Raw genomic sequence first — 25,033 nt, 5'->3', positions numbered from 1 at the left:
TGTCGCCGTATAAATCCAAAAAGAAAGATACACCTCTGTGAGCAAGCTCCCACGGTGTATCTTTCTTTTTGTCTTTGCATGGCTTGTAGCTTTTAACATAATGACAGGTCTGAAAAACAAAAATAGGTAGAAATATTTGTTTTTTTCGATTATGATGAAAACATAGAGCAAGAGAATTCGTATCGCGGCATCGGCCGGAGCGACAAGAGTAAGAACATATAAATGGACGGGGCTTACACAGTAAGCAGATAGGAGCAGAAAATGGAGATGAAAGAGACGATTCTGAAGACTTTCGCAGAAGTATTTGGAGATGCAGAGGGTGCCAAGGCTTATTTTGCACCGGGACGTGTGAACCTGATCGGTGAACATACCGACTATAACGGCGGACATGTATTCCCCTGTGCACTGACCATTGGTACTTACGGTGTGGCAAGAAAAAGAAACGACAATAAACTGCGTTTCTATTCCATGAATTTCGATCAGCTGGGCGTGATCGAGTCTTCTCTGGACGACCTGGTACCCAGCAAGGAAGCGAATTGGACCAATTATCCCAAGGGAGTGATCTGGGCTTTCGGCGAGAAGGGCATGAAAGTGACTTCCGGTATGGATCTGCTGTTGAACGGTAATATCCCCAACGGTTCCGGACTTTCTTCTTCCGCTTCCGTAGAAGTGCTGACCGGCTACATCCTGAGGGATTTCTTCGGCTTTGATGTGACCAATCAGGATCTGGCGCTGATCGGACAGTTCTCCGAGAACAAATACAACAAGGTAAACTGCGGTATCATGGATCAGTTTGCCATTGCCATGGGTAAAAAGGACAACGCTATTTTTCTGGATACTGCGACTCTGGAGTATGAGTATGCACCGATCCATCTGGAGAATGCGAAGATCGTAATCGCATGCAGTAATAAAAAGAGAGGCCTGGGAGATTCCAAGTACAATGAGCGCCGCAGTGAATGTGAGACTGCACTGGCAGAGCTTCAGCAGGTAGTGAAGATCAAGACGCTGGGTGATCTGGATGAGGAGACCTTTGAGAAGTTCAAGGCTATTATCAAGAGTGATGTCCGCAGAAAGCGTGCAAAGCATGCGGTATACGAGAATCAGAGAACGATCCGTGCAGTAGAAGCACTGAAGAACAATGATGTGAAGCTGTTTGGTGAGCTGATGAATGCGTCCCACGTATCCCTGCGGGATGATTATGAAGTAACCGGTATCGAGCTGGATACTCTGGTAGAGGAAGCATGGAAGGTAGATGGTGTCATTGGATCCCGTATGACCGGTGCCGGCTTTGGCGGATGTACCGTAAGCATTGTGAAGGATGAAGCTATTGATACCTTTATCGAGCAGGTAGGCAAAGCATACAAGGAAAAGATCGGTTATGCGGCTGATTTCTATGTAGTAGAGATCGGTGACGGTCCTCAGACCCTGTAAGAAAAGTAAGGTTCCTACGCAAACAGAAAGTGAGTGCCGCGGAGGCTGTCCGAATGGTCCGGCGGCAGAATGGAGAAAAAATGGATATTCAGGTATTAATTCGTAAATTAGTATCCTACGGAGTACAGACAGGACTGGTTCCGGAGGAAGATGTGATCTATACCACCAACCGTCTGTTGGAGCTGTTTGAACTGGATGAGCTGGAAGACCGTGACAATGTGACCATGCGCGAGGATGAACTGGAAGAGGTTCTGAAGGGCATGCTGGATTACGCTTATGAAAAAGGCATTCTCAAGGAGAACAGTGTGGTATACCGCGATTTGTTCGATACGAAGATCATGGGACTGTTGATGCCCAGACCCAGTGAAGTGATCCGTCATTTCCATGAGCTGTACGAGCAGGTATCTCCTGAGGCAGCTACCGACTATTATTATAAATTAAGCAGAGATTCCGACTATATCCGCCGTTATCGTATCTGCAAGGATATGAAATGGGTGGCTCCCACCAAATATGGCGATCTGGATATTACCATCAACCTGTCCAAGCCCGAGAAGGATCCTAAAGCTATTGCCGCAGCAAAGCTGGCAAAGCAGTCCGGTTATCCGAAATGCCTGTTGTGCCGTGAAAATGAGGGTTATGCAGGCCGTGTGAACCATCCTGCCCGTCAGAACCACCGTATCATTCCGGTGACCATTAACGGCAGCCAGTGGGGATTCCAGTATTCTCCGTATGTATATTATAATGAGCACTGCATCGTATTTAACTCTCAGCATGTGCCTATGAAGATTGAGCATGCGACCTTCTGTAAGCTGTTTGATTTCGTAAAGCAGTTCCCTCATTATTTTGTAGGTTCCAATGCGGATCTGCCCATCGTAGGCGGCTCCATCTTAAGCCACGATCATTTCCAGGGTGGCCATTACGAGTTTGCCATGGCGAAAGCTCCGGTAGAGAGAACGTTCTCCGTAGCCGGTTTCGAGGATGTGGATGCCGGTATCGTGGCATGGCCCATGTCTGTCATCCGTCTCAGCGGTACGGATACTGACCGTATCATTGCACTGGCAGATGTAATCCTGAACAAGTGGAGAGAATATACGGATGAAGAGGCATTTATCTATGCCTACACCGATAACGAGCCTCATAACACCATCACTCCCATTGCAAGAAAGAGAGGAGACAAGTTCGAACTGGATCTGGTGCTGCGTAACAATATCACCACAGAGGAGCATCCGCTGGGAGTCTATCATCCCCATGCAAAGCTGCATCATATCAAAAAAGAGAATATCGGCCTGATCGAGGTTATGGGTCTGGCAGTACTGCCTGCCCGCCTGAAGGGCGAGATGGCGCATCTGAAGGAAGCAATCCTCGCCGGTAAAGACTTAAGAGCTGATGAGGAACTGGCAAAGCATGCAGACTGGGTAGACGAGTTCCGTCCGAAATACGATGCCATCACTGCTGAGAACATCGACGGTATCGTAGAGAAGGAGATCGGTCTGGTATTCATGCAGGTATTGGAAGATGCCGGTGTCTATAAGAGAACTGAAGAAGGCCAGAAGGCGTTCGATCGTTTTGTAAAGAGCTTATAATCATATTTTTGTTGAATGTTTGTTGTATATTTGTTGCGAGGAAAAGGAATTGTGGTGACACAATTCTTTTTTCTTAGTATAATAATCCCATGAAATTCTTATTAACAGCTATTAATGCAAAATTCATACATTCCAATCCTGCTATTTACAGCCTGCGGGCAGGTGTGGGAGAAAAGTTACAGCCTTATGTGGAACTGGCGGAATTCACCATCAATGAATCTCTGGAAAGTATTCTGGAGGGGATCTGGAAGCGTCAGCCCAAGGTAATAGGATTTTCCTGTTATATCTGGAACTGGAAGCTGATCCGGGAAATTCTGACGGAATTGCCGAAGATCCTGCCGAATACGGAGATCTGGCTGGGAGGACCGGAGGTGACTTATGATGGACCGGGGCTTTTAAGCGAGTTCCCTCAGGTTACCGGAATCATGGTGGGAGAAGGAGAAATTACCTTCCGGGAGGTACTGGGCCAATATGTGCGGGAAGCAGAAAGCACCGGACAGTCCGAACAGCAACCCGAACCCGACAGCATAGAACAGCAGGCAGCAGATCGAACGGGAACGGTTGCAGGAAAGAACGTTGCAGAACGCTTTGGGCAGATCTCCGGCCTGTGTCTTGCCTCCGGTTATACGGCACCTAGAGAACTGACGGATTTGACCACACTTCCTTTTCTCTATGAGGATATGGAGCCTTTTACGAATCGTATCATCTATTATGAGACCAGCAGAGGATGCCCTTACCGGTGCAGCTATTGCCTGTCCTCCATAGATAAGAAAGTGAGACTACGTGACATAGATGTCGTAAAAAGAGAACTGCAGTTTTTTCTGGATCAAAACGTAAAACAGGTGAAGTTCATTGACCGGACGTTCAATTGTGACCACAAGCATGCCATGGAGATCTGGCGGTATATTTATGAACATGACAATGGCGTCACCAACTTCCATTTTGAGATTTCCGCCGATATTTTGCGGGAAGAGGAGATTGCCCTGCTGAATCGCTTCCGTCCGGGACTGGCACAGCTGGAGATCGGGGTACAGTCTACGAATCCGGAGACGATACGAGCCATTCACCGTGTTATGGATGTGGACAAGCTGGAGAAAATTGTAGCGGCCATTCACAGAGGACAAAATATTCATCAGCATCTGGATCTGATCGCGGGTCTTCCTTTTGAAGATTATGAGAGCTTCAGCAGATCCTTTGACAGGGTGTATGCAATGCAGCCGGAGCAGTTACAGTTAGGCTTCCTGAAAGTATTAAAGGGATCCGATATGCATGAGCATGCAAAGGAATATGGCATTCGTTATCTGGAACTGCCGCCCTATGAAGTGTTGTATACGAACTGGATCAGCTATGGAGAGATCCGGAGACTGAAACGGATCGAAGAGATGGTAGAGCTGTATTATAACAGTGGCCAGTTCACTCATACCCTGCCGGTTCTGGAAAAAGCATTCCCCGGTCCCTTTGCCATGTATGAGGCACTGGCGGATTATTATCAGGAACAGGGATATTTTACCAACAGCCCCGCCAGAGCCTACCGGTATCAGATCTTATTGGAGTTCGCAGCGATGAAAGATCCGGCCAATCGAGAGATTTACAGAGAACTTCTGACTTATGATATGTACCTTCGGGAGAACCTGAAGAGCAGGCCTGCGTTTGCGGCAGAGATCACGGAAGAGGAAAAACAGAATATCCGCCGTTTTTACCAGACAGAAGAGCAGGAGAGACATTATCTTTCTGCCTATGATCAGTATGACTGGAAACAGTTAAGCCGAATGACACACTTGGAACTGTTCCGATATCCGGAACCCCATTACGTGTTGTTTGATTATCAGGAGCGGAATCCGCTCAATTATGAAGCCAAGGTACAAGTGATCGGGTATCCGATATTATAAGTACAGGAGTAGACCGGTTCATAAAAATTGAGGTATGCAGTCAGAATATATCGGAGGAAGCGTCTGCAAAATGGAGATCAGTATGTATGACACTTATGTCAGTATAGATTTGGAGACCACGGGCCTGAATCCCAAGAGAGATCGGATCATAGAGATCGGAGCGATCCGTGTGGAGCAGGGACAGATTGTGGAAGAATTTTCTACGTTTGTGGATCCGGGGCGGAAATTGGAAGAACGGATCACAGAACTTACGGGAATCCGGGACGAAGACCTTGCGGATGCACCTCAGCTGGATGAGGTTTTCCCAAAATTATTGGAATTTATGGGAGAATTACCGTTGCTGGGACACAGCATTTTGTTTGATTATTCTTTTTTGAAAAAAGCAGCAGTGGACCGGAAGATTACTTTTGAGAGATCGGCGGTGGACACTTTGCAGATTGCCCGGAAATATCTGCAGGAACTGCCTCATCGTAATCTGGGGTATTTATGTCAGTATTATGAGATCCCGCATCATGCACACCGGGCTCTGGAGGATGCGAAAGCAACGGACCGGTTGTTCCGAAAGCTGATAGAACTGTTTTACAGGGAGGAAACCGGTGGACAGGCATCGACAGAAGCTGTCGGAAAATCGGCAAAGAATAATTTATTTGAGCCGCAGCCATTACATTTTCAGGTAAAAAGAGATACGCCCGCGACGAAACCGCAAAAAGAGCGGTTATATCGTCTGGCAGAGCAGCATAAGATAACTTTGGAGGTCGATGTGGAAAAGCTTACCCGCAGTGAGGCGAGCAGGCTTGCGGATAAGATTCTTGCAAAGTACGGACGATAGAATTACGCAAAGCGGAACGCAGTCCTTCCGCATGGTGGATCAGATCGGCAATTTTGTCATATTCCTTCCGGTCGGCATAGATTTTAGCCAGCGCATAGTAAGTATGGCTGACGTCGGTGCCGATGGAGACGGCATACGCGAGAACCGTTTCCGCATCGTCTGTCAGACCGGAATCCAGAAGCAGATCGGCCCACTGCTGCAGGGTACGCACCAGTACGGTGTAATTCTGATCATACCGGGACAGCGGTGTAATGTTCGCAGTGCCGTATTCCAGCTTGAGGTCGGTATTGGTGAAGCCTGTGAGATTTACGATCGGCTGTGTAGACAGAGAAGTAAGGAGACTACGGTATTCTTCGGCTCTTTCGTTGTCCGGAAGAGCATCCATGGGAAGCTTATCCAAGGGGATTTTTACATAGTCTAGATTATCCAGAGGCTTTTTGCGGACGGAGTTGGCTTTCCGCTCTCTGGCCCAGAACTCTTTTTCCCGGTTTTCCGCGATGCGCTGTTGGCGTTTGGTAGCATGTGCCACTACGGCAATCAGTATGATTAAACTTGCCAAAATCTTTAAACTCATATATAATATCCTTTCAGAGTAAAAGTGATTTTTGAAGCATTTATGGAGGTTTTTACCATGTTAAATATGAATAATAAAAAAGTAAAACAGCGAATCTCCGCAGCTATCATCGTGCTGCTTGTGATTGCTATGATTGTACCTACTATAACATCTATTTTTTACTAATTCAACTGCGGATGGAACAGTAGACGTGCCCGAAGGAAGGGCAGAGGAGTATTATGAAAAAATATCGTAAGGGATTTTACGGCATTCTGTTATTGACTTTGACGGTGTTGTTCGGAATGACAGCGCAGGCCAAGACAGATGATACTATTAAGACAGGAATTTATGCCGGGGATGTGGAACTGTCCGGAATGACGGCACAGGAAGCAACAGCGGTTATCGAAGAACATATCGAAGGTCTGAAGGACGTGGAGATCACACTGCTTGCGGCAAATGATCATGATGTGACCACCACAGCCGGAGATCTGGGTGTGACCTGGAAGAATCCGGAGCTGGTGCAGGAAGCATTGGAACTGGGGACACATGGAAATGTCATTGAGCGTTACAAAACTCTGATGGATCTGCAGCATGAAAATTACGTATATCCCATTGAACTGGATTTTGACTTACAGGCGATCAACGATCTGTTGACCAGATGCACTAAGTATGATCAGGAAGCCATCAACGTCTCTTTGAAGCGGGACGGCGGTAAATTTACCGTGGTGGAAGGTCAGACCGGATATGTGCTGGATGTAGAGAAATCTATCGATGCGGTATATGACTATCTGACAGAAGAATGGAATCATGAGGCCTGCAGTATTCCTTTGGAGATCGTAGTGGATGAGCCGAAGGGAAGTGCTGAGGAACTGGCACAGGTAACGGATGTACTGGGAAGCTTTACCACATCTTATAAGACATCCGGATCCTCCAGAAGTGCAAATGTGGCGAACGGCTGTAGTCTGATCAACGGAACGACCCTGTATCCGGGAGAAGAATTCTCTACTTATAAGACAGTATCTCCTTTTTCCGTGGCGAACGGCTATTACATGGCGGGCTCTTATGTCAGCGGAAAAGTGGTAGACAGTCTGGGCGGCGGTATCTGCCAGGTATCCACTACTCTGTACAATGCAGTATTACGTGCGGAACTGGAAGTAACGGAACGTTATAATCATTCCATGATCGTAGGCTATGTGGATCCTTCCGCAGATGCAGCGATCGCTGAGAGCTCCGGCAAAGATTTTAAGTTTGTAAACAATACAGATGCACCCATCTATATAGAAGGCTATACGCATGACAAGCAGATCACGTTTAACATCTATGGCAAGGAGACCAGAGCTGCCGGACATTCCGTACGTTATGAAAGTGAAGTGCTGGAGACGATCACACCCCCTGCGGATCAGATCTATGCCGATGCCGGTCAGCCCATCGGTTATATCGTAACCGAGAGTGCGCATATCGGCTATAAGGCAAGATTATGGAAGATCACGATGGAAAACGGTGTAGAGGTCAGCAGAGAGCAGGTCAACAGCAGTACTTATAAGATGGTGCCCCGCAGTGCCACTGTGGGAACCGCTACCTCGGATCCCCAGGCGTATGAAGAGATCATGGCAGCTATCAGTACAGCGAACATTGATCATGTGAAAAATGTGGCAGCAGCGTTAAATGCAAGAGCAGCAGCGGCTGCTGGGCAGACAGAAATCGTAGACGACTAAAGGTGAGACAATGAACAGCGGCAAGGTACCCGTGAACGTCCTGAAACGTTCCGTTCTCAGACAATTGAAAAATAAAAGGACAGAAATAGCAAATAGCGCAGGTCTGGGGGCAGACTGCGCTGTTTTTGCGCCTTTTTCCGAGGGACAGCTGGTAACCTGCGTTCAGGAAGGTGTCGTAGAACTTCAGTGTGAGAACGACCTGGCAGAGGCGGAGAGAGAGGATCTGTCCGTGATGCCGATGCGTCGTATTTTCCAAAAGTGTGCAAACAATCTGGCAGCGGCGGGCGCAGAGCCTGTGGCGGCAGAGCTGGTGATCTTCCTGCCGGAGACGGTGGAAGAGCCGGAACTGAAGGCTCTGATGGAAGAGGCAGAGAGAGCAGCCACAGATCTGAATATCCAGATCATCGGCGGGCAGACCAGAGTAAGCTCTGCGGTAAGACAGCCGATTGCTACGGCAACGGGATACGGTATCCTGAGCGAAGCTGCAGTGACGCAGGTATCCGCAGGGAAAAATCTGGCGGGCCAGGATATCATTATTACCAAGTGGATCGGTCTGGAGGGTACCGCGGATCTGGCGGCCCGGAACCGTGAAAAGCTTCTTGAGAGATACCCGGCGTATCTGGTGGAAGAAGCAGCGGCGTTTGACCGGTATTATTCTACTTTACCGGAGGCCGCTACCGCCGTGAAGTCCGGCGGTTGTACCATGCATGATGTCTCCGAGGGCGGTGTATTTGCAGCGCTGTGGGAGATGGCAGAGGGTGCAGGTGTTGGACTGACAATAGATATGAAGAAGCTTCCTCTCAGACAGGAGACAGTGGAGGTATGTGAATTCTGTAATGTAAATCCTTATGAACTCAGATCCGGCGGCAGCCTGATCATTGCAAGTCCGGAGGGAACCGCAGTGGTGGAAGCACTGGCGGCAGAGGGAATTCCGGCAGTGATCGTAGGGAGATTTACAGACAGTAACGACCGGCTGATCCTGAATGAGGACGAAGTCCGTTATATGGATCGTCCTCAGAGAGATGAGATTTATAAAAGCGTGTAAAATTCTGAATCCATCCCTTATGTAAGGGGAAATGCAATATAAAAGTTATAAAGGAGATAGAGGCATGAGAGAAGAATTATTAGCGATCATAGAGAAGAACAGCAGGATCGATCTGAAGGAACTGGCAGTGATCCTGGGAGTGGAAGAGATCGATGTGGTAAATGAACTGGCAGCACTGGAGGCAGAGGGGATCATCTGCGGTTATCATACTCTGATCAACTGGGAGAAAACAGATATTGAAAAGGTAAGCGCTCTGATCGAGGTACGTGTAACTCCCCAGAGAGGCCAGGGCTTTGACAGTATTGCAGAGCGTATCTACAAATATCCTGAAGTGCGCAGTGTGTATCTGATGTCCGGAGCGTATGATCTGATGGTCATTCTGGAGGGTAAGACCCTGCGGGAGGTATCTAATTTTGTATCTGACAAGCTGTCCACACTGGATTCCGTGCTGAGTACAGCAACGCATTTTATTCTGAAGAAATACAAGGATCACGGGACCGCATTTGCTACGAAAAAAGAAGATGAAAGAGAGATGATCACTCCATGAGAAATCCATTAGCAGATAAAGTAGTGGATATCAAGCCATCGGGTATCCGCAAATTTTTTGACATTGTAAGCGAGATGCAGGATGCCATCTCTCTGGGTGTGGGAGAACCGGATTTTGATACTCCCTGGCACATCCGGGACGAGGGTATCTATTCCCTAGAAAAAGGAAGAACCTTTTATACCTCCAATGCCGGTCTGAAGGATCTGCGTCAGGAGATCTGCAACACGATCCGGAGAAAACAGGGCGTATCCTATGACTGGCAGCATGAAGTGCTGGTGACAGTCGGTGGCTCTGAGGCAATCGATATCGGACTGCGTGCCATGTGCAATCCGGGAGATGAAGTCCTGATCCCCCAGCCCAGCTACGTATCTTATGAGCCCTGTGCGATCCTGGCAGGAGCGACTCCGGTGATCATTGACCTGAAGGCAGAGAATGAATTCCGCCTGACAGCAGAGGAGCTGGAGGCAGCCATTACGGACAAGACGAAGGTACTGATCCTTCCGTTCCCCAACAATCCCACGGGAGCCATTATGGAAAAGTCTGATCTCGAGGCTATTGCAAAGATCATTGAGGAGCATGACATTTTTGTCATGTCCGACGAGATCTATTCAGAGCTTACCTATAAAGAGAAGCATGTTTCCATCATCAGCCTGCCCGGCATGAAGGAGAGAACCGTTTATATCAACGGCTTCTCCAAGGCATATGCCATGACCGGATGGAGATTGGGATACTGTTGCGGGCCCGCAGCCATTATTCAGCAGATGACGAAGATTCATCAGTTTGCCATCATGTGTGCTCCTACCACCAGCCAGTATGCGGCAGTGGAAGCTTTGAAAAACGGAGATTCCGACATCGAGGAGATGCGTACGGCCTATAATCAGAGAAGACGCTTTTTGATGAATGCGTTCCGTGAGATGGGGCTGGAGTGCTTTGAACCTTACGGTGCATTCTATGTATTCCCCTGCATCAAGGAATTCGGCATGACCAGTGAAGAGTTCGCCACCAGATTCCTGGAGGAGGAAAAAGTAGCTGCCGTGCCCGGAACCGCATTTGGTGACAGTGGCGAGGGGTATCTTAGAATCTCCTATGCGTACTCCCTGGAGAAGTTGAAGACCGCCATCGGCAGACTGGGACATTTTGTAGAGAAATTAAGAGCAGAACAAAATAATAAATAAAGCATTTTTCAGTAACTATTCGGAACCATAGGCTGTAAGTGGCGCTGAATAGTTACTATGCTGTAGAGGATAAAATATGCATATTATATTACACCAGCCGGAGATCCCGGCAAACACCGGAAATATCGGAAGAACCTGTGTGGCTACCGGCACCAGCCTGCATCTGATCGAGCCGTTAGGCTTCCGTTTAAATGAAAAAGAGATCAAGAGAGCCGGTATGGACTACTGGCAGCATCTGGATGTCACCAGGTATATGAATTTTCAGGAGTTCCAGGAGATGCATCCCGGAGCGAAGATTTGGATGGCAACCACAAAAGCACACCAGACCTACACCGATGTGAAATTTGGACCGGACGATTACATCATGTTCGGCAAGGAAAGCGCCGGAATCCCGGAAGAAATCCTCGTAGAGCATGAAGAAACCTGCATCCGTATTCCCATGCTCCCTGAGATCCGTTCCCTGAACCTGTCCAATTCCGTAGCCATCGTGCTCTACGAGGCACTGAGACAGCAGGGATTTGAAAGTATGCAGAGGGATGGAGAACTGCACCGGCTGCACTGGAAAGAATAACTCTGATAGTTACAGGTCGGTAATATAATCGTCCAGCTGTGATACATTACATAAGTTGTAGCAATAGACCTGACCGATTTTATTATGATCACATAGAAAAATATGTTTGCGGCTTTGTTGCAGCATGACCTGACGAATGTAAGTCTCTTCCCGCGATGCATCGGTGATCTGACCGCTTTCCGATACTCCACGGCTTGAGAAAAACATAATATCAGCATTAAAATTCCGCACAAAATCAGCGGCAAAGTCTCCTACATACGCCGAGGAATTATGAAGAAGCAGTCCTCCCGTACAGTAAATTCTATGGCTCAGGGAATTCAATTCCTGGGCTGTTTTCAGACCATTTGTAATAATGGTCAGATTCTGATAATTTTCAAAATATTTAATCAGATATTGTGCAGTCGAAGAAGCATCGAGAAAAATTGTTTGGCCTTCCACGATATGGTGGGAGGCTTTTTCGCTGATGATTCTTTTGGCATCCGTATTCTGACGCTCTCGTAGATATAAGGGCAGTTCCTGATTGGCACCATCTAAAAGAATGGCTCCACCATGGAGACGTTTTACAAGTCCCTTTCGCTCCAGTTCTGAGAGATCTCTGCGCATGGTTGCTTCGCTCACAAACAGGCGCTTCGCAAGAACATTTACCGGTGCAGTCTTTTTTTCTCTTAAATATTCCATTATTTTTTCAAAACGTTCTACTTCTAACATATGTTTACTCCTGATTGAAAATGATTGAATATGTATGAACTATGCTCTGTTATGCAAGGTGGCCGCCACCGGTTGCATTCACAGAGGAGAAAGATATACTAAGAGTAAAGATACAGAACTTCGGAAAATAAGCTATATAAAGGATCTGTATCTTAGTAATACTATATGGTATACCAACGGAAAATTCAATACATATTTATGAGCGAATTTGTTCATTTTGAAAAACGAAAGGAAAAGGAACAGAGAAATGCAGGATAAAATGGAAGAAAAAATAATGATTGCACCGTCTATCATGTGTATATCGGAATGGCACGATACGAAGAATATTTTCCGACAATTAAAGGAAAATGGAATTGCGATGATACATGCTGATGTAATGGATGGAAAATTTGTTCCGAATCTGATGCTCGGAACAGAGAGTATCAAACATTTAAGAGAGGTAACGGATATTCCCCTGGATATTCACATGATGGTCGAAAAACCCGAAGAAAAACTGGATTGGTTTGATATTCAGCCCGGTGAATATGTGTCTGTTCACGCAGAAAGCACAAGACATTTGCAGAGAACACTGGCAAAGATCGCAGATTATGGGGCACATCCCATGGTTGCGCTGAATCCAGCTACTCCGCTCTGCATGTTGGAGGATGTGCTGGATGATGTATCCGGCGTATTGCTGATGACGGTTAATCCCGGTTTCGCCGGTCAGAAGTTGGTTCCGCAGACGCTGGGGAAAATAACCCGTCTGAGAGAACTGCTGGATAAAACCGGACACGAAGAAGTGTTTATAGAAGTGGATGGAAATGTAAGTTTTGAAAATGCACCTAAAATGTACCACGCGGGTGCAAGAGCTTTTGTATGCGGCACTTCCAGTATTTTTGGGAAAAATGGATCTATCGAGGAAAATATAGCAAAATTTAAAAAAAGTATGGAGGAATAAAGATATGATTTGTGAAACATTTGATATTAAGAATGAAAATTCACAGGAATATGCAAGACTGAATACTTACTTAATCAGTCATTCTGATTCTATTAAAACGGAGACACGCCCGTTGATTATTTTGTGTCCGGGAGGAGGCTATTGGTTTACTTCGGAACGGGAGGGAGAAATGCTTGCATTGCAATTTGTGGCAGCAGGATTTCATGCAGCTATCTTGTGGTATTCTGTGAAACCGGCTACTTTTCCTACCGCACTGCTGGAACTTGCCAAAAGTGTAGAACTGGTTCGGAAACATGCGAAGGAATGGTACGTAGATCCGGATAAGATTGTTGTAGAAGGATGCTCTGCGGGTGGACATCTGGCGGCAAGTTATGGTGTATTTTGGCATGAGGATTTTGTAAGTAACAAACTACAGGTATCAAAGGATATTTTAAAACCCAACGGAATGATTCTTTCTTATCCGGTAATTACTTCCGGTGAATTTGCACATCGTGGTTCTTTTAATAATTTGTTGAGAGATCAATATACAGAAGAAATGTTGGAAAAGACATCTTTGGAAAAACAGGTAAATGAATATGTCCCGCGTGCTTTTATTTGGCATACCTATGAGGACACGGTGGTGCCGGTGGAGAATTCGCTGCTATTTGCCACAGAGCTTCGCAGACATCATATACCGGTAGAATTCCATCTTTTTGAAAGGGGATGTCATGGACTTTCTCTGGCAAATGAGTTGACGGATAATCCTCAGGGGGAGCGGATACAAAGAGAGTGTGAATGCTGGATAACAATGGCAATTGCATGGATGCATAACTTATAAAAGCTAAAAGGAGAAGAACCATGAGTGAGACAAAAAATATTAAGAAAATGAAAGCTGTCAGATTACATGCCATCGGAGATCTCAGATGCGATGAAATGGAAGTACCTGTGCCGAAGGGAGAAGAACTTTTAATCAAAGTGGGCGCCTGCGGTGTATGCGGTTCCGATTATCCGAGAACCTATGAGCATGGTACCAGCAGCGGAATTTATCCGTTGACCATAGGTCATGAGTTCGCAGGAGAGGTTGTCGCAGCGGGATCTAAAGAGAATGAAGCACTGATTGGAACCAAAGCTGCAATTTATCCGTTGATCCCCTGTCGGAAATGTGATCCCTGCGTGACGGGAAACTATGCTATGTGTGAGCATTATGATTATCTGGGATCCAGAAGAGACGGTGGATTTGCAGAATATTGTCTGCTTCCGTCCAAATGGCAGCTGATCGTAGCAAAGAATGCATCCATGGAAGAACTGGCTATGACAGAACCGGCTTGTGTTGCACAGCATGCAGTACGAAGAGCAGATGTACAGGCAGGTCAATATGTGGTCATCTTTGGAGCAGGACCAATCGGCATTATGGCTGCCCGCTGGGTGAAGTTATTTGGAGCGACACCTTTATTGGTGGATATTGCACAGGATAAAGTAGAATTTGCCATAGAAAAAGGACTGGATGCCATCAATTCCCGGACAACCAATGTATCGGAAGAAATTCGCAACAGAAATCATGGAAAACTGGCAGATGCAGCCATTGAGGGAACCGGAGCAGGCGTGGTATTGAGCAGTTGTGTGGAATGCATCAGAGCAAAAGGAACCATTTCTCTGTTAGGCAATCCCTCCGGAGATGCTACCCTTCCACTGGCAATTCACAGCCAGATGCTGCGTAAGGAACTGGCCATCCACGGAGTATGGAATTCCAGTCGTGCGCCGTTCCCCGTGAATGAATGGACGTATACCGTACAAATGCTGGATGAAGGAAAATTCCAGGTAAAGGATCTTATTACGGGAAGATATTCCCTGGATGAACTTCCGGGTGTAATTGATGAGATCCATAAAGGCAAGCGCCATGAAGTAAAAACCATGTGTACCTGTATGCCAAAGGAATAAAATCCGATAGGAGATTGTGTATGAGAACAGTTTCAAAGACCGTGATTGGTGTGGATTTTGGAACCCAGTCTGCCAGGGCAGTGCTGGTAAATGCAGAGAACGGCGAAATTATATATTCCTGTCGGAAAGAATATCCCTATAACAGTACACCGGTACCAGCAATTGACTGTGCGGAAAATCTTCCCTGTGCAACGGATTATGAAATGACTTTGTATGAGTTACTGCGTAACGTAATACCGGACGAATATCGGAAAACGGTAGCGGGGATCTGTGTCGATGCCACTTCTCTGACAATGGTATTGCTGGCAGAGGATGGCCGGGCACTGTCGGAGCTGGATGGATGGTCGGAAGCAGCCCATGCCAGAGTGAAACTGTGGAAGTATCACCGGGCGCAGGAGAAAGCAGACGAGGCACTGAATCTGGCAAGCAATCTGCAGGAACCTTTTTTAGGGAGAACCGGAGGAAGTATTTCCTGTGAATGGATGCTTCCGAAACTGCTGGAGGTGCGGGATGAGGCACCGGAGATTTATTCCAAAATAGATCTTGCAATGGATTTGTGTGAATTTCTCACCTTCCGGCTTACGGGGCAGTTGGTAAGAAGTATTGGATCTCTGAGTTATAAATGTTTATGGGCAGAGGATCTAAACTTTCCCGAGCGAACTTTTCTGAATGGACTTCGCGCAGGATTTTATGAAGAATACTGTCATTTTCTCCGAGGTGATGTTCGTAAGCCGGGAGAATGCGCAGGAATGCTTCGATCGGAATTAACTAAAAGATGGGGACTGCCGGAGCAGATTCCGGTAGCAACGGGTATGTTGGATGGGCATACTTCCCTGGCCACAATGGGCGCCTTCGAACCGGGAGATGCTGCATTGATTGTAGGAACATCCAATGTGTGTACGGTGCAGGATCGAAAATTGCAGGAGTTAAAGGATGTATGTGGCGTTGCACAGGATGGGATGGTAACCGGAAGCTGTGGCATTGACACCGGTCAGAGCAGTACCGGCAATATGCTGGGGTGGTTTGTGGAGCATATGGCGGGCTGGCAGATACACCGTGAGGCAGAAGAACGGAAGATTTCTCCTCATCAGGTTCTTGCTGAACGAATCCAAAAACCCTGGGAGAATAAAGTAATAGCGGTTGACTGGTGGAGCGGCAGCAGAAATGCCCCTTGTGATCTGACACTGCGTGGAAGCATGTCCGGTCTCGAAATGGATACCAAAACAGAGGATATCTATCTGGCGTTATTACAGGCGATTGCCTGCGGAACCGGAACTATTTTGGAAAGTCTCTCCGGACAGGGTGTAGAAATCAGAAGAGTATTGGCAACGGGTGGTATTACAGAGAAAAATCCTCTTCTGATGCAGGAATATGCCAATCTATTGCGTCGGGATGTCCTGGTGGCGAAGACAGCAGAAGGCCCGGCGCTAGGAGCGGCAATGTTCGCAGCAATGGCAGCCGGAATTTACACAAATATTCAGGAAACTTATGATCATATGGGCATACATGATTTTACGGCCTATAAGCCGGATGAGATACATCGGGCAGCTTATGAAGAACTATACAGAAAAAATAAACATCTAAGAAATATGCTCAGAGGAGTCTCGGCAGAAGGGCTAAATCTCGAGGTGAATTCATGAAAATTTATCTGGTAAGACATGGGCAGACGGACTGGAATTATCAGAAGAAAATACAGGGACAGCAGGATGTGGATATCAATGAGCAGGGCATCCGGCAGGCAGAAAAACTGGCGGAGATATTGAAAAATGTCCCCTTTGAATATGCAGTTTGTTCTCCTCTGACCCGCGCCCATCATACTGCGGAAATTTTGTTAAAATATCATTCCGTTCCTTTGTCTTATGATGAACGTCTGAAAGAAATCTATTTGGGAAAATGGGAAGGAAAAACGCATAAAGAAGTAATGACGCAGGAGAAGAATCCGGTATGGCAGTATTTTCACTGTCCGGAAAATTATCATCCGGATGGAGATATGGAATCCCTGGAGAAATTGTACCGAAGAGGGGAAGCGTTTGTAAGAGAAGTGCTGTTTCCGTTGGAGGATCATTACGAAACAATTCTGGTAGTGGCTCACGGTGGATTGATTCGGACCATTTTGAATCCGATTGTGGGATATTCTGTTCATGATTTTTGGAAACTGCCTCTGGAGAATTGTTCTACCGAGATCCTGGAATGTAAAGACAGGCAACTGACTTTATCGAAAAAAACAGAAGGAATTGCGTAAAAATCACCATGTGGCATATGTTGACATCTTCTTTACATGTCGGTATACTAATACTAATAAGTTAAAACAAGTTGACAGTGTAAGGAGGTGGAGAAGTGGCATTATATCATAAGATTGCAGAATTTATCATGGAAAAGATCAAGACGGAAGAATGGAAGAAGGGACAGTTGATTCCATCCGAAAAGGAGTTTTGTGAGCAGTTTCAGGTAAGCAGACCTACGGTGAGGGCAGCAATCGCCTATCTTGCCAATCAGGGATATCTGGTGACGGTCAAGGGTAAGGGTACATTTGTGTCGAAACCAAAGATTGTGGAGGATACCACGGTATTTTTGGAGAGCTTCAGCAAAGAAATGGCAACGAAGGGCATCTCTGTGCAGACGGAAGTATTAGAACAGCGGATGATTGCGGCAGATGAAGAAGTGGCGGCCAAACTGAAGGTGCCGTGTGGAGAAGAGGTCATTAAGATTGTGAGATTGCGTTACGTGAAGGATTCTTTTCATCAGGGACCGATCGTCTATAATATTTCTTATTTCCCGAAGAGATTTTCTTTTCTGCTGAAATGCAATTTTGAGGAGGAATCTCTGACGGGAGCATTGACACGTAATCACGTGGAGCGCCATCATCTGGAAAAGGATATTGATGCGGTTCTCTTAGAAGGGAAAATTGCCCGGATCCTGGGAGTGGAAGAAAAAAGTCTTGGAATTTTGATCAGTGCTGTGTGCCAGGAGGCAGATCGAAAACATGTAATGGAGTACACGCTCAGTTATTATCCCTCGAAACGTAATAAGTTCGTATTAAAGATCAACGTGTAATTACCGAACAAAAAGAAAGGAAGAATACCATGCCTGAAAAGGTGTGGTATTTTTTTACCTGATTTTTGCTCATTTTTTTCCATATAACTATATTATCACAACATGTAATGACAAATGTAAAAAAATGAACAATATAAACAACATGTATTGACAAGTATATAGGAAAAATATATAATAATATCATACATAAGAGCTCAACTTGTAATCACATGTGAATAAACGAAAAATTGATATTGGAGGATAAGTTATGAAGATGAAGAGAATCATGGCACTAGTGATGACATCAGCAATGGTCATGGGAACCCTTGCCGGATGTGGCGCAAGCACAGACACGACAGATACCACGCAGTCACAGAGTGAAAATAACAGCACGGCTGCAGCGGCAACTACGGAAACCGCTTCCGAAGAAAAAGAGTGGTACGGAACCGAGGATGGCAAGACAGTTACTTTACAGTTCTGGGGAGGTATTCAGCCGGAATACGGATATGATGAAATTGTTGAAAATTTCAATAAGGAATATGCGGATAAGGGTGTACAGGTGGAATATAACCGTTATGTTAACAACTCAGACGGAAACCTTCAGCTGGAGACTTATCTGATGGCAGGTGAAGATGGCGGCGTTGATGTATTCATCGGCTACGGAAGCAAAAACTCACTGGCAACCCGTGCGGATGGCGGATTGTTATATGATTATAGTGATTACCTGGATTCCATCGGATTTGATATCGGTAAAGAGTTGGGTGAAAATACCAAGGCGAATTATGTATTTGACAACGGTGAAGTTTGGGGACTTCCTACTAAATTTGACAACAACGCATACCTGATGGTTAATAAGGACATGTTTGATGAGGCAGGAATTGATCTCCCCTATGAAGGATGGACATATGCGGAATTTAGAGATGCTGTGAAAAAGCTGACGCACGGTGAAGGCCAGGATAAAGTGTACGGTATCTGCTGGGGATTTAATTTTACCAAAGCTGCACAGATTGACTATATCAGTGCTGTTCTGGGAACAAACGATACTTTCACCGATGATACTATGAAAACTTTGAACTGGGAGAATCCGGTATATGTAGATGGATTTAATCTCATCAAAGATGTCTGTGATGAAGGATATGCACCAACCCTGGAGGATGATATCGCAGATGCTCTGACCGTACAGTCTACTTTCCTGGAGGGCAAGTGTGCTATGTTCGGCATCTTCTCCCAGCTGAGACTGGCAATGGACACCGAGACCTATCCTCATGATTTTACTACTGCATTAATTCCTTTCCCTGTCCCCAGTGAAGATTACGCAGAGTTCTATACACAGGATCAAGCGAACTACTCCGGTGACTTTATGTGTATTTCTGCAAGTACCCCTTATAAGGAGGCTGCATGCGAGTTCGCACGTTGGTACATTCAGGGTGGTATGACTCCGCTGATCAAAGCAGCCCGTTACCCGTTGTGGTTAGGAACCGATATGGATGCTATTCTGGATTATGTTGAACAGTCTGCGGGAGATTCTGTTGATATTGATTCCTTGAAACATTTGTTTAGCACCGACCGCTCTTCTTATATCAAGAAGAGTTATGTAAACGATAAGGGCGGAGAACTGGCTACCATTCTTCATGAGGAGTGGGAAGATTTCATGTATGGTGTGACACCTACTGCCGAAGAAGCATTAAAGAAAGCAACAGATAGAGGAAATACTCTTCTGGCAGAATAACCGATAGCGGATGTATGCCGGCTATGATTACAGGGATGCTGCTTGTAATACTACACTGTGGCATCCCTGTTTTGATAATCGGTATAAACAATATTTTAAGTAGAAAGAGGTATCTGCTATGTGGAAAACAAAAGCAATCAATCGAGAACTTCCGCCGGGGGCAGGAAAGAAGAAAAGACAGCGAAAAGAAGAGGGAATGGCAATACTGTTTCTTCTGCCCAGTCTCCTGGGTCTGGTACTTTTAAGCCTGATTCCCATGCTGATCTCCCTGTACATTTCGCTGACAGACTGGGTGTATACAGATGGACTTGGTAACTGGAATTTTGTAGGACTTCAGAATTTTGTAGATCTGTGGAAAGACAGCTGGTTTCAGAAATCCCTCTGGAATACCGTTATTTTTACCATTGTCACGGTGCCGTTAACTATTATTCTGGCACTGGTCATTGCGGCGCTGATTGATAATTTCTGCGCTGACAGAACCGCAGGTGTGGTGCGAATTGCACTATATATGCCCCATATCTGTAATATTGTAGCAACATCTACCATTTGGAAAACTATGTATTCCACATATGGACCTTTTACAAATCTGATGAGAGCACTGGGCTGGAGTGATCCTCCCAGATTCCTGGTAAGCTATACCTGGGCGCTTCCGGCGATTATGCTGGTTGTCATCTGGGCAAAGATCGGATATTCCGTATTTCTGTATGGGGCAGCCATGCAGTCATTGCCTTCCGATCTGTACGAATGTGCATCTTTGGACGGTGCAAACGGATTCCAAAAGTTCCGGAAATTGACGGTTCCACTTTTGGCAAATACTACATTTTTTATCACCATTACAAGTATTATCAGCAGTTTCCAGGTATTCGGTTATATCAATGTCATGACCGGAGGAGGTCCAAAGGATTCTACTTATGTGCTGGTATATTATATTTATAAACTGGCATTTGACTATCACAAGACAGGATACGGTTCTGCAGTGGCAGTTGTCCTTTTCCTGATCTTACTGATTATCACAATTATTCAATATGTTCATAATAACAAACAAGATTAAGGAGGCGGGAAAATGGCAAATACGAAAGTAGTAGGAAGTAACACTCCGAAAAAGAGATTTTTCCGATTTCTTATGGTGATTTTAATCATCGGACTTTGTTTACTGATGCTTTCTCCGTTTATCTGGATGATCGGAGCATCCCTCAAAAAAGAAGCTGATGTTATGAAACAGGGAGTTGGATTATTCCCTACCTATTGGTATCCTCAGAACTATTTACGGGTGCTCGGGTTTGCGGGAAAAACAAATTATCATTTTTTACAGGGTTATTGGAATTCTATTAAGGTAGCTGCTATCTCTGCACTGGTAGCGGGGATCAGTAGCTGTCTGGCCGGCTATGCCTTTGCAAAATTGAAATTCCGTGGCTCTAATGTACTGTTTTTGCTGTATCTGTCCCAGATGATGATACCTTCACAGCTGACTCTGATCCCGCGGTTTGTAATCTTCTCCGCAATCGGTCTGGTGAATACGCATTGGGCACTGATCTTACCTAAAATTGTGGCAGTAAGCGCAACTTTCATGATGCGTCAGGCTTTCTTAGGAACTTCTGAGGAGTTACGGGAAGCTGCCAAAATCGACGGTGCCAGTGAGTTCCGCATTTTCTATCAGATTATGGTGCCTATCATAATTCCCACCATTGCGGCAGTATGTACTACACAGTTTGTAAGTTCCTGGAACAGTTATCTGGATCCACTGATCTTTATCAACAAATCAGCACTTTATACCTTGCCGTTGGTGCTGGATAACTTCGTAAGTATGGAGGCAACACAGTACGGACTGATGATGGCAGCCTGCTGTCTGGCGACGGTCCCTGTATTTATTGTGTTCCTGTGCGGACAAAAATTCTTTATTAAAGGTCTTACCGTAGGTGCGGTAAAGGGTTAAAAAATGAAACGAAAAACGAAGGGTTATATTGTAGCATTCATCAGTATCTTGTTTTCAGCATTCCTCATTGTCCTGGCGCTTGCCCTGAGCAATCTGGCAAAGGGAGATATCAGAGAGAGGTCACAGGACGTAGAAGACTATCGGAAGTGGTCCGTGCAGGAAAAGTATACCCAATTTCTGATTTTTCCGGAGAAAATTCCGGCAGAAGCAGAGGAAGTGGAGTATTACTATCAGTATGAAAGCGGATGGGGCAGACCTATGAGCCAGATTTATCTTTCCTACCGGTTGAATGAGAATGCTTATGCGACAGAACAGGAGAGACTTTCTTCTCTTACCTATACAGATCGTACCGGAGAGACCCGGTCTGTGGAATATGACACGACATCTTTCGGGTATCCTGCTTATGTCACTATTGCCGGATATGATTTCTGCTATGAGTACGCTTTGTTGAACGAAAAAGAACACACAATTGTATATATCTACGTGATGAATACCGTGTCAGATGATTTACAATTTAACAATGAATTTTTGCCAGATTATTATATGGAGAACTTTGATGACCTGGCATATCAGGGAAAAGATCATTTTACCATATATGGAGGATATGACGAATGAATCTTCGATTTGAGAAAAAACACTATGACGTGATCGTCGTAGGTGGTGGAATGGCAGGCCTATGTGCTGCCATTGCCGCAGCAAGGCAGGGCGTACATACAGCACTTATTCAGGCACGTCCTGTACTGGGAGGGAATGCATCCAGCGAAATCCGGATCCATATTTCCGGTGCGGACCAGTCATTAAAACAGCCTGATTATGCAGAGGGCGGCCTGCTCTACGAGCTGATGTTGGAAAATAAGAAAAACAACGAACAGTTCAGCTATTCCGTGTGGGATATGGTGCTGTTTGAAAAAGCAAAGGAAGAAAAGGATCTGGAAGTCTTTTTTAACACAGTCATGTATGACTGTGAAACGAAGGATGACAGAATAGTATCCATTTACTGTGTGCAGGAAACCACGGAGATGCGCTATCAGTTATATGCACCGGTTTTCGTAGATGCTACGGGAAACGGAACACTGGGGTATTATGCAGGAGCCGAATACAGAAAGGGAAGTGAGCCACAGTCTGAGTTTGGAGAATTACATGCTCCCAAGAAACCCAACAATTACCGCATGGGAAATTCCATTTTATTAAAAGCAAGAGATATGGGACATCCGGTGGAATTTACGCCTCCTTCTTTTGCAAAGAAACTGACGGAGGAACAGCTTGCCAAGCGTATCCATTGCGTACAGATGAGAGACACCATCAATTGTGATGATTCGCCCAACCCGGAGGAGTATAAGCGGACCTCCATGACCAGCAGTGCCTGTGTGGATTATGGTTACTGGTGGCTGGAGCTTTGCGGTGACGGAGAAGACATTATCACGGAGTACGAGACCATTCGCGATGACCTCATTGCTTATGCTTACGGTATCTGGGACCATATTAAAAACAATAAGGAAGGAATCCACGAACACCATGCGGAGAATTATGCGCTGGAATGGGTGGGAGCACTGCCCGGTGTGAGAGAAAGCCGTCGTCTGGTGGGAGATTATATGCTATCAGAAACGGATATTCTGGAGCATAAAATTTTTGAAGATGCAGTCTGTTACGGCGGATGGTGTGTGGATCTTCATGCGCCGCACGGACTATTGGATTTCAACCTGCTTCCTTCTGACTGTAATTTTTATGACGGCGTATACACGATCCCTTATCGCTCTTACTATTCGAAAAATATTAAGAACCTGTACATGGCGGGAAGAGATATCAGTACCACCAGACTGGGACTGGCAAGCACCAGAATCATTGGATGCTGCGCCATTGGAGGTGAGGCAGTGGGGATTGCTGCTGCTCTGTGTAATAAATATGCCTGCGATCCGAGGGAGCTGGCACCTCATGTAAAGGAATTACAGCAGCTCATCCTGAAAGAGGATGGTTTTCTGCCGGGCTTTAAGAATGAGGATGAAAAAGATCTGGCACTTAAGGCAAAAATCACCGCTTCTTCCTGGGAACAGGGAGGCGAGCCGGAGAAGGTGGCGAACGGCATCTCCAGAAAGCTTGGAGAGGAACAGAATGGATGGGTTACGAAGCCCGGAGAGTGTCTTATCATGAAATGGGACGAGACGAAAGAAATCCGGGAAATCCGACTGACCTTTGAATCCAACTTTGCATATCCAATCCGCGTGACTATGGCACCTTTACGTCAGGCACAGCAGCGAAACGGTGTACCCGAGGAGTTGGTAAAAGATGTAAAAATCGAACTGTACCGGGAAGGCAAAAAGACGGGAGAAGCATTTGTAAAGGATAATTACCAGCGCCTGTGCAGTGTGGGAATCGGTGATGTACCGGCAGACGAGATTCGTGTGATCCCGGAATCCACCAATGGAGCGGAACAGGCTGTCATTCATGAAATCCGTGTGTATGCAAAATAATATTTTTTACCTGTGATGCAAAGTCGGCAGGTCATAGAAAGGCAGGGGTATTATTATGAGAATATCGACATCAACAGGAACTTGTGGCAGTGTTTTTTGGACACAGAAAATGTATTATTCCTGCGAGCAGGCAATTGAATCTATTGCAAAGGCAGGTTTTGACGCCATTGATTTATGCTTTGTAGCATACGGAAGAAAGGGACTTCCCATGGATGCTCCTGACTGGAGAGACTGGGTAAAGCGGCAGAAGGAAAATTGTGATAAGCATAATCTTCCTGTGACCCAGGCACATGCGCATTATTATAGTGTGGCAGAAAGCATGAAATTTACAGCGCTGGACTGGGAAGACAATATCGGCAGGATCAAGAGAGATATTGAGGCAGCAGGTATGTGTCAAGTGCCCTGGCTGGTCATTCACCCGGATTCTGTCAATGATGAGGCGGGATATTCCAGGAAAAAATCCTTGGAAAGTGAGACAGAGCGCTTTAAACGTTTTGGTGAACTGGCAGTGAAATACGGAACCGGCATTGCCATTGAGAACATGGTAGATCATCTGGGTATCGGTTACGGCAGACGATTTGGATGTAATGCCGAAGATCTGCTGGAACTTCTGGATAAGTTAAATGCGGATGATGTATTCGGTATCTGCTGGGATACCGGGCATGCTAATCTGGCTCAGGTCAATCAGCCTGCGGCAATCCGACAGATTGGCAGTCGTTTAAAGGCATTACATATCAATGACAATCGTGGTGAAAAGGATGACCATTTGCTGCCTTATCTCGGCTATGTTGAGTGGACACCATTGTTAAAGAGTCTGGCAGATGTGAATTATCAGGGAGATTTTACCTATGAGATCCACAATTTTACCGGTGGTATGAGTCCAGAAATTCATCAGCAGGGTGTGGAGTTTTCTGCACTGGTAGCAAGACAGATGGTTCGTGAAATCGAAAAAGGAATGAAAGAAAAATAA

Annotated in this window: 23 protein-coding genes; 21 read left to right on the top strand and 2 right to left on the bottom strand. The window is 45.9% G+C overall.

The genetic code is table 11. From position 1 onward, the window contains the following. Window positions 1-267: 267 nt before the first annotated feature. From ACTRDR_RS02125 to ACTRDR_RS02110, 4 genes are all read left to right on the top strand, one after another. Window positions 268-1,431 carry a galactokinase gene (locus ACTRDR_RS02125; protein ID WP_440525993.1) on the top strand — a complete coding sequence of 388 codons (1,164 nt, stop codon included), beginning with the start codon at window positions 268-270 and terminating at the stop codon, window positions 1,429-1,431. Window positions 1,432-1,484: 53 nt separating this feature from the next. Next, complete coding sequence (gene galT / locus ACTRDR_RS02120) at window positions 1,485-3,014, top strand: UDP-glucose--hexose-1-phosphate uridylyltransferase (RefSeq protein WP_440525989.1); 1,530 nt, start codon at window positions 1,485-1,487, stop codon at window positions 3,012-3,014. Between the two features lie 89 nt (window positions 3,015-3,103). Next, window positions 3,104-4,903, top strand: coding sequence for a B12-binding domain-containing radical SAM protein (locus tag ACTRDR_RS02115; RefSeq protein ID WP_440525988.1), 1,800 nt, complete (start codon window positions 3,104-3,106; stop codon window positions 4,901-4,903). 70 nt (window positions 4,904-4,973) lie between these two features. Beyond that, entirely contained in the window at window positions 4,974-5,732 is a 759-nt protein-coding gene (locus ACTRDR_RS02110; RefSeq protein WP_440525987.1) for an exonuclease domain-containing protein, read from the top strand. Here the strand turns inward: ACTRDR_RS02110 and ACTRDR_RS02105 are convergent. After that, window positions 5,674-6,306: a hypothetical protein gene (locus ACTRDR_RS02105; RefSeq protein WP_440525986.1), complete on the bottom strand. Its 633-nt coding sequence runs from the start codon at window positions 6,304-6,306 to the stop codon at window positions 5,674-5,676. The two genes, ACTRDR_RS02110 and ACTRDR_RS02105, sit on opposite strands and share 59 nt — an antisense overlap. A gap of 218 nt (window positions 6,307-6,524) precedes the next feature. Here ACTRDR_RS02105 and ACTRDR_RS02100 point away from each other — a divergent pair, with 218 nt between their 5' ends. From ACTRDR_RS02100 to ACTRDR_RS02080, 5 genes are all read left to right on the top strand, one after another. After that, window positions 6,525-8,000 carry a VanW family protein gene (locus ACTRDR_RS02100; RefSeq protein ID WP_440525985.1) on the top strand — a complete coding sequence of 492 codons (1,476 nt, stop codon included), beginning with the start codon at window positions 6,525-6,527 and terminating at the stop codon, window positions 7,998-8,000. Between the two features lie 10 nt (window positions 8,001-8,010). After that, window positions 8,011-9,045: an AIR synthase-related protein gene (locus ACTRDR_RS02095; protein WP_440525984.1), complete on the top strand. Its 1,035-nt coding sequence runs from the start codon at window positions 8,011-8,013 to the stop codon at window positions 9,043-9,045. Window positions 9,046-9,109: 64 nt separating this feature from the next. Beyond that, on the top strand, window positions 9,110-9,592 hold the full coding sequence (locus ACTRDR_RS02090) for an Lrp/AsnC family transcriptional regulator (RefSeq protein WP_022153616.1): 483 nt from the start codon (window positions 9,110-9,112) through the stop codon (window positions 9,590-9,592). After that, the gene (locus ACTRDR_RS02085; protein WP_440525983.1) at window positions 9,589-10,767 is read left to right on the top strand and encodes an aminotransferase class I/II-fold pyridoxal phosphate-dependent enzyme; all 1,179 of its coding nucleotides are present in this window, start codon (window positions 9,589-9,591) and stop codon (window positions 10,765-10,767) included. The genes ACTRDR_RS02090 and ACTRDR_RS02085 overlap by 4 nt, the downstream gene beginning before the upstream one ends. 76 nt (window positions 10,768-10,843) lie before the next feature. Further along, complete coding sequence (locus ACTRDR_RS02080; RefSeq protein ID WP_440525982.1) at window positions 10,844-11,338, top strand: tRNA (cytidine(34)-2'-O)-methyltransferase; 495 nt, start codon at window positions 10,844-10,846, stop codon at window positions 11,336-11,338. A gap of 9 nt (window positions 11,339-11,347) precedes the next feature. Here ACTRDR_RS02080 and ACTRDR_RS02075 read toward each other — a convergent pair whose 3' ends face one another. Continuing rightward, the gene (locus tag ACTRDR_RS02075) at window positions 11,348-12,046 is read right to left on the bottom strand and encodes a DeoR/GlpR family DNA-binding transcription regulator (protein ID WP_118538883.1); all 699 of its coding nucleotides are present in this window, start codon (window positions 12,044-12,046) and stop codon (window positions 11,348-11,350) included. 259 nt (window positions 12,047-12,305) lie between these two features. On the opposite strand from ACTRDR_RS02075, the gene ACTRDR_RS02070 reads away from it, so the two are divergent. From ACTRDR_RS02070 to ACTRDR_RS02015, 12 genes are all read left to right on the top strand, one after another. After that, window positions 12,306-12,983 (top strand): ribulose-phosphate 3-epimerase, encoded by a 678-nt coding sequence (locus ACTRDR_RS02070; protein WP_417853335.1) that lies wholly within the window; start codon window positions 12,306-12,308, stop codon window positions 12,981-12,983. Between the two features lie 4 nt (window positions 12,984-12,987). Continuing rightward, window positions 12,988-13,800, top strand: a complete 813-nt coding sequence (locus tag ACTRDR_RS02065) for an alpha/beta hydrolase (RefSeq protein WP_118730751.1) — start codon at window positions 12,988-12,990, stop codon at window positions 13,798-13,800. A gap of 20 nt (window positions 13,801-13,820) precedes the next feature. Continuing rightward, window positions 13,821-14,900, top strand: coding sequence for a galactitol-1-phosphate 5-dehydrogenase (locus ACTRDR_RS02060; protein WP_440525981.1), 1,080 nt, complete (start codon window positions 13,821-13,823; stop codon window positions 14,898-14,900). A gap of 20 nt (window positions 14,901-14,920) precedes the next feature. Continuing rightward, window positions 14,921-16,540, top strand: a complete 1,620-nt coding sequence (locus tag ACTRDR_RS02055; RefSeq protein WP_440525980.1) for a ribulokinase — start codon at window positions 14,921-14,923, stop codon at window positions 16,538-16,540. Then, on the top strand, window positions 16,537-17,142 hold the full coding sequence (locus ACTRDR_RS02050; protein ID WP_440525979.1) for a histidine phosphatase family protein: 606 nt from the start codon (window positions 16,537-16,539) through the stop codon (window positions 17,140-17,142). Before ACTRDR_RS02055 ends, ACTRDR_RS02050 begins: the two co-directional genes overlap by 4 nt. A gap of 95 nt (window positions 17,143-17,237) precedes the next feature. Continuing rightward, the gene (locus ACTRDR_RS02045; protein WP_440525978.1) at window positions 17,238-17,954 is read left to right on the top strand and encodes a GntR family transcriptional regulator; all 717 of its coding nucleotides are present in this window, start codon (window positions 17,238-17,240) and stop codon (window positions 17,952-17,954) included. Between the two features lie 247 nt (window positions 17,955-18,201). Continuing rightward, entirely contained in the window at window positions 18,202-19,662 is a 1,461-nt protein-coding gene (locus ACTRDR_RS02040; RefSeq protein WP_440525977.1) for an ABC transporter substrate-binding protein, read from the top strand. 118 nt (window positions 19,663-19,780) lie between these two features. After that, entirely contained in the window at window positions 19,781-20,713 is a 933-nt protein-coding gene (locus ACTRDR_RS02035; protein ID WP_243037047.1) for a carbohydrate ABC transporter permease, read from the top strand. A gap of 12 nt (window positions 20,714-20,725) precedes the next feature. Then, window positions 20,726-21,595, top strand: a complete 870-nt coding sequence (locus tag ACTRDR_RS02030; protein WP_243037048.1) for a carbohydrate ABC transporter permease — start codon at window positions 20,726-20,728, stop codon at window positions 21,593-21,595. A 3-nt stretch (window positions 21,596-21,598) separates the two neighbouring features. Then, window positions 21,599-22,210, top strand: a complete 612-nt coding sequence (locus tag ACTRDR_RS02025; protein WP_440525976.1) for a hypothetical protein — start codon at window positions 21,599-21,601, stop codon at window positions 22,208-22,210. Then, window positions 22,207-24,063, top strand: a complete 1,857-nt coding sequence (locus tag ACTRDR_RS02020) for an FAD-dependent oxidoreductase (RefSeq protein WP_440525975.1) — start codon at window positions 22,207-22,209, stop codon at window positions 24,061-24,063. The genes ACTRDR_RS02025 and ACTRDR_RS02020 overlap by 4 nt, the downstream gene beginning before the upstream one ends. Window positions 24,064-24,118: 55 nt before the next feature. Beyond that, entirely contained in the window at window positions 24,119-25,033 is a 915-nt protein-coding gene (locus tag ACTRDR_RS02015) for a sugar phosphate isomerase/epimerase family protein (RefSeq protein ID WP_440525974.1), read from the top strand.

It is taken from the genome of Simiaoa sp. (assembly GCF_051972595.1).
In the GTDB taxonomy this organism is placed as follows: Bacteria; Bacillota; Clostridia; order Lachnospirales; family Lachnospiraceae; genus Acetatifactor; species Acetatifactor hominis.
This window is presented reverse-complemented; position numbering and strand designations above follow the sequence as displayed.